The sequence below is a fragment of the Microbacterium sp. HMWF026 genome (assembly GCF_003061325.1).
Taxonomy (GTDB): Bacteria; Actinomycetota; Actinomycetes; order Actinomycetales; family Microbacteriaceae; genus Microbacterium; species Microbacterium testaceum_E.
Genome location: NZ_QAJB01000147.1, coordinates 1 through 5345 on the forward strand (window position 1 = coordinate 1; position 5345 = coordinate 5345).

At 73.0% G+C, this 5345-nt stretch carries 3 protein-coding genes; all 3 read left to right on the plus strand.

Annotated elements, in window-relative coordinates; genetic code table 11:
- A partial coding sequence (locus DBR36_RS17610) for a hypothetical protein (protein ID WP_181373505.1) occupies positions 1-191 on the plus strand: 191 nt, incomplete at its 5' end.
- Positions 188-1162 carry an FHA domain-containing protein gene (locus DBR36_RS06410; RefSeq protein WP_181373506.1) on the plus strand — a complete coding sequence of 325 codons (975 nt, stop codon included), beginning with the start codon at positions 188-190 and terminating at the stop codon, positions 1160-1162. The genes DBR36_RS17610 and DBR36_RS06410, both read left to right, overlap by 4 nt.
- Entirely contained in the window at positions 1159-5157 is a 3999-nt protein-coding gene (gene eccCa / locus DBR36_RS06415; protein WP_108318083.1) for a type VII secretion protein EccCa, read from the plus strand. Before DBR36_RS06410 ends, eccCa begins: the two co-directional genes overlap by 4 nt.
- Positions 5158-5345: the final 188 nt, after the last annotated feature.

Genomic DNA, 5345 nt, shown 5'->3' on the forward strand with positions numbered 1-5345 from the left:
TCGCCGGACTACTCCTCCTTGGAGGACTGGGCGCCGCGCTGCTGGTGGTCCCGGTGGGGCGGGGGCTGCGCTCGCTCGGATGGTCGCGCACGGGCGATGTCTTCGAGGCGCTCGCGACGGCTCTGTCGCTTCCGGCGGGCCTGCTCGCCGCCGGGGCGATCGAGATCGCGCGTGCGATGATGGCGACATGACGCAGACGCCGCCGTTCGGCGCGCCCGCGACCGTGGGGGTGCGCGTGGGAGCCTTCAGCGTCGATGCGGCCCTGGTGGTCATCGCCGCGGGCGTGGCATCCCTTCTCGGCTCCCCGATCCTGGGGGCCGCGGTCGCCGCTGAGGCCCTGCTGGGCCTGTGGATCCTGCAGGCGCGACGGGGAGCGACCCCGGGTGCCCTGCTGTTCGGTCTGCGCGCGTCGCGCGTCGAGGCCCCGGTCGTGCCCGGCGCCGGACGGGCTTTCGTGCGCGGCGGATTGGTCGTGCTCGGCGGGCTGGTCCTCGTGGCCGGTGCCTGGGTGGTGGTGGCCTCGGCGGCGTTCGACCGCTCCGGCCGGCGCCGCTCGTGGGCCGATCGCGCCGCCGGGACCGTCCTGCTCGCGGTTCCCCGCACGAAGAGCGGGACGGATGCCGACACCCCCCGCGCCCTGGCCGAGCCCACCGTGCACGCGCGCTCCGCGACCCCGCGCGAACCCCTGCGCGTCGACGCCTCCGCCGCCGCCCTCCCCGACGCCCCGGCGTGGGGCGAGCCGCTCGTCGCCCTCGAGTCCCGGACGGTGGCCGGGGAGCGCACCGTCGCCCCCTCGGCCGTCGCGTCGGTCGGGGGAGCGCAGTTGCTGGTCGTCTTCGACACCGGTCAGCGCGCGCAGTTCGCCCTGCCCGCGGCGGTGCTGTTCGGCCGCGCTCCCGTCGCCGAGCAGCCCGGCGATGTCGTCCTCGCCGTCGACGACCCCGACCGCCTCATCTCGAAGACCCACCTGCGGCTCGAGCACGACGGCGACACGGCGTGGGTCATCGACGCCGGCTCGACGAACGGATCCGAGCTCATCGACGACGACGGCACCGTCCACGTGCTGCGGCCGGGCTCGCGCACCCTTCTCGAGGACGGCACGCGCGTGCGCCTCGGCGAACGCATCTTCACCCTCAGCCGCTTGATCGGAGGTCCGGTGTGAGCACGGGTCCGCGCATCGCCCCGCCGTCTCTTCCCGACGGGCGCATCGTCGTCCAGCCCCCGCCCGAGCTCGTCCCGAACGAGGGCGGCAGCGGCATCCTGACCTCGCTCCTGCCGATGCTGGGAAGCGTGGGCGCGATCGTCATGGTGACCATCTCGAACAGCGGTCCGACGGGCTTCCTCATCGGTGGCATGTTCCTGCTGTCGTCGCTGGGCTTCGTCGCGGTCAACGGATGGCGGCAGCGCGCGCAGCGCAACGCCCAGGTTCTCGGCAACCGTCGCGAGTATCTCGCCTACCTGTCCGATCTGCGCGACACGGTGCGCGTCGCCGCGCGCAAGCAGCGTCGCCACGGCGGATGGATCATGCCCGCGCCCGCCGCCCTGCCGTTCATCGCCGAGGAGCGCTCGCGCGTGTGGGAGCGGCAGCCGGGCGACCCGACGTTCCTCCTCGCCCGCATCGGCGTGGCCGACCAGCCGCTGAGTCTCACCCTCGAGGCACCCGAGCTGCCGCCGCTCGCCCAGCTCGACCCCGTCGCCGCCTCGGCCGCGCACCGCTTCATGCTCACGCACGAGATCCAGCGCGACCTGCCGCTAGGATTCCCCCTCGCCGATTACGCGCGGATCGAGCTCGTCGGATCCGACGACGAGGGCGTGCGCAGCCTGGCGCGTTCCCTCGTGGCGTCGGCGGCGACCCTGCACGACCCCGAGGACGTCGTCATCGCGGTGCTCGCGGGGGCCGCCCAGACGCCCGCCTGGGACTGGGTCAAGTGGCTGCCGCACGCGATGTCGTCGCGCGTGCAGGACCGACTCGGGCCCGCGCGGATGGTCGCGGCATCCATCGACGAGCTGGTCGACATGCTGCCGCCGCAGCTGTCGTCGCGCCCCCGTTTCAGCCCCGGGGCGGCCGTCACCCCGCACGTGATCCTCGTGGTGGACGGAGTGGATGCCACCACCGGCGGCGCCCTGGCCGGACTCGAGGGTGCGCAAGGCGTCACCGTCATCGACCTGCCGACGCGGTGGGACGAGCTCGACGACCCGGTCGTGGCCCGCGTGGCCCTGGCCGACGCTCCGGCGCCGTCGCCGCAGGGACGCCGGAACGCTCCCGCCGCCCCCGCGCTCGCCGAGTTCATCGACGGCGCGGGTCGCGCGCAGACCTTCGTCCCGGATGCCATGAGCATCGCCGAGGCCGAGGCGACCGCGCGTCGGCTCATGCCGCTGCGCCCAGCGCCCATGGTCGTCGTGGACGCGCCGACCACGCAGGGGCAGGCGGAGCTGACCGAGCTGCTCGGCCTTCCCGACGTCCGCGCCGTCGACTTCGACCAGGCGTGGACGCCGCGCCTCGAACGCGACCGCCTGCGCGTGCCGATCGGCCAGCAGCCCTCGGGTGCGCCGCTCGTGCTCGACCTGAAGGAGTCGGCATCCCAGGGAATGGGTCCGCACGGCGTGATGGTCGGAGCGACCGGATCGGGTAAGTCCGAGGTGCTGCGCACCCTCGTGCTGGCGCTCGCGATGACGCACTCGCCCGAGCAGCTCAACTTCGTCCTCGTCGACTTCAAAGGTGGGGCGACCTTCGCCGGTATGGCCGAGATGCCGCACGTCTCGGCCGTCATCACCAACCTCGGCAGCGAACTCGCGCTCGTGGACCGCTTCCAGGACGCGCTGCAGGGCGAGGTCGTGCGCCGCCAGGAGCTGCTGCGCGCCGCGGGCAACTTCGCCAACGTCGGAGAATACGAGGCCGCCCGCCGCGGGGGCCGGACCGATCTGGCTCCGCTTCCGGCGCTGCTCGTCGTGGTCGACGAGTTCTCCGAGCTGCTGACGGCCAAGCCCGAGTTCGTCGACAGCTTCCTCAACATCGGCCGCGTCGGCCGCTCGCTGCACGTGCACCTGCTGCTCGCCTCGCAGCGTCTCGAAGAGGGAAAGCTGCGCGGCCTCGACACCTACCTGTCGTACCGGATCGGTCTGCGCACGTTCTCGGCATCCGAGTCCCGCACGATCATCGGCACGGCCGACGCGTACACGCTGCCGCAGGAGCCGGGCGTCGGCTTCCTCAAGAGCGACACCGAGAACCTCGTGCAGTTCCGCGCAGCCTACGTCTCGGGTCGCCCGCGCGGCCTCGCCGGCACGAGCGTCGACAGCCTGGGCGCACCGATCTCGGGTCCCGCCCGCGTCGAGGTCTTCACCGCCGCGGCCCAGCCCGACGACGAGGAGGAGCGGACGGATGCCGCGCCCGCGGCGCCCTCGACCCCGGTCGCCGAGAAGCGCTCCACGTTCCAGATCGCCGTCGACCGGATGAAGGACCGGGGCCCCGAGGCGCACCAGGTGTGGCTTCCGCCGCTCGCGGAGCCCACGCCGCTGGACCAGCTCATGCCCGACCTCGCCGAGGATCCGGCGCTCGGGCTGGTGTCGCGCAGATGGAGGGATGCCGGTGCCCTCACCGTGCCGATCGGCGTCGTCGACATCCCGCTCGAGCAGCGCCGCGACCACCTCACCGTCTCGCTCGGCGGGGCGGCGGGTCACGTCGCGATCGTCGGATCCCCGCTCAGCGGCAAGTCGACACTCGCGCGCACACTCGTGTCGGCGCTCGCGCTGACCGGCACCCCGCGGGAGCTGCAGTTCTTCGTGCTCGACTTCGGCGGCGGCGGGTTCACCGCGATGCAGCGCCACCCGCACGTCTCGGGCGTGGCCACGCGCACCGAGCCCGAGGCCGTGCGCCGCGCGGTCGCCGAGGTCGAGGCCGTGCTCGACGCCCGCGAGCAGTACTTCCGCCGCAACGCCGTCGACTCGATGGACACCTACCGCTCGCGGCGCCGCGAGGGGCGCCTGGACGACGGTTTCGGCGACGTGTTCCTCGTCGTCGACGGCTGGTCGACCCTGCGCGGCGAGTTCGAGGCGCTCGAGGCGCGCGTGCAGACGATCGCCGCGCGCGGTCTGAGCTTCGGCGTGCACGTCGTGGTCACGGCCAACCGGTGGCTCGAGATCCGCGCGAACCTCAAGGACCTCATCCAGACGCGACTCGAACTCCGCCTGGGCGACCCGACCGACTCCGACGTCGATCGCAAGCAGGCCGCGAACGTCCCCGTCGGTCAGCCCGGACGCGGCCTCAGCGCGACCTCGTTGCAGATGCTCACGTCCGTTCCGCGCATCGACGGCTCCGACGACCCGGCGACGATCGCCGACGGCGTGAGCGACATGATCGACCGCGTCTCGGCCGCGTGGCGCGGCGAGCCCGGTCCCAAGCTCCGTCTGCTGCCCGAGCTCATCTCGCTCGACGAGGTGCGGTCCCTGGCCGAGCCCGGCGACCCCCGCATGCTGCTCGGAATCGAAGAGGCGCAGCTGTCGCCCTTCGGCGTCGACCCGCGGGTCGAACCGCACTTGTTCGTGTACGGCGACTCGGGAACGGGCAAATCCTCGTTCCTGCGCGCGGTGGCGAAAGAGATCCAGCGCCTCTACACCCCCGCCGAGGCGAAGATCTTCGTGGTCGACTACCGTCGCGCGCTGCTGGGCGAGATCCCCGACGACTACCTCGGTGCGTACCTCACCTCGCACGACCTGGCCACGGGCGGCATGAACGACCTCGCCCAGTACTTCTCGACGCGCATCCCCGGTCCCGATGTGACGCCCGCGCAGCTGCGCGAGCGCAGCTGGTGGAAGGGGGCCGAGGGGTTCATCCTCGTCGACGACTACGACCTCGTCGCCACAAGCCAGGGCAACCCTCTGGCGGTGCTGCAGCCACTGCTCGCGCAGGCCGGCGACCTCGGTCTGCACGTCATCCTGACCCGCCGCTCCGGCGGCGCGAGCCGCGCGGCGTACGACCCGATCATCCAGCGCTTCACCGACCTGGGCGTGACCGGCATCCTCCTCGGCGGAAACCCCGAGGAGGGGGCTCTCATCGGCCGGGTCAAGCCCGAGCGGGCGGCGCCCGGGCGCGCGCAGATCGTCAGCCGCGAACACGGTCTGGTGGCGTCGCAGCTGTCGTTCTCGCCGTCCACGCACTGAGTCGCCCCTCCTCCCCACCGCCCCGGTCGTCCTCGCCGCGCACCGGGGCGGTGTCGGTGTCGGCGGCCCGGGTTACCGTGGAGGGGTGACTCATCCCGGCGCCGCCTCCGAGTCGTACGCCGACGCACCGCCCGAGTCGTACGACATCCCCGACGACCCGTACGCGGGCGCCGATTGGGACCCCGACC

Bases quoted from the DNA above. Each gene is read 5' to 3' on its own strand.
- DBR36_RS06410 (WP_181373506.1), top strand. From the start codon at position 188: ATGACGCAGACGCCGCCGTTCGGCGCGCCCGCGACCGTGGGGGTGCGC.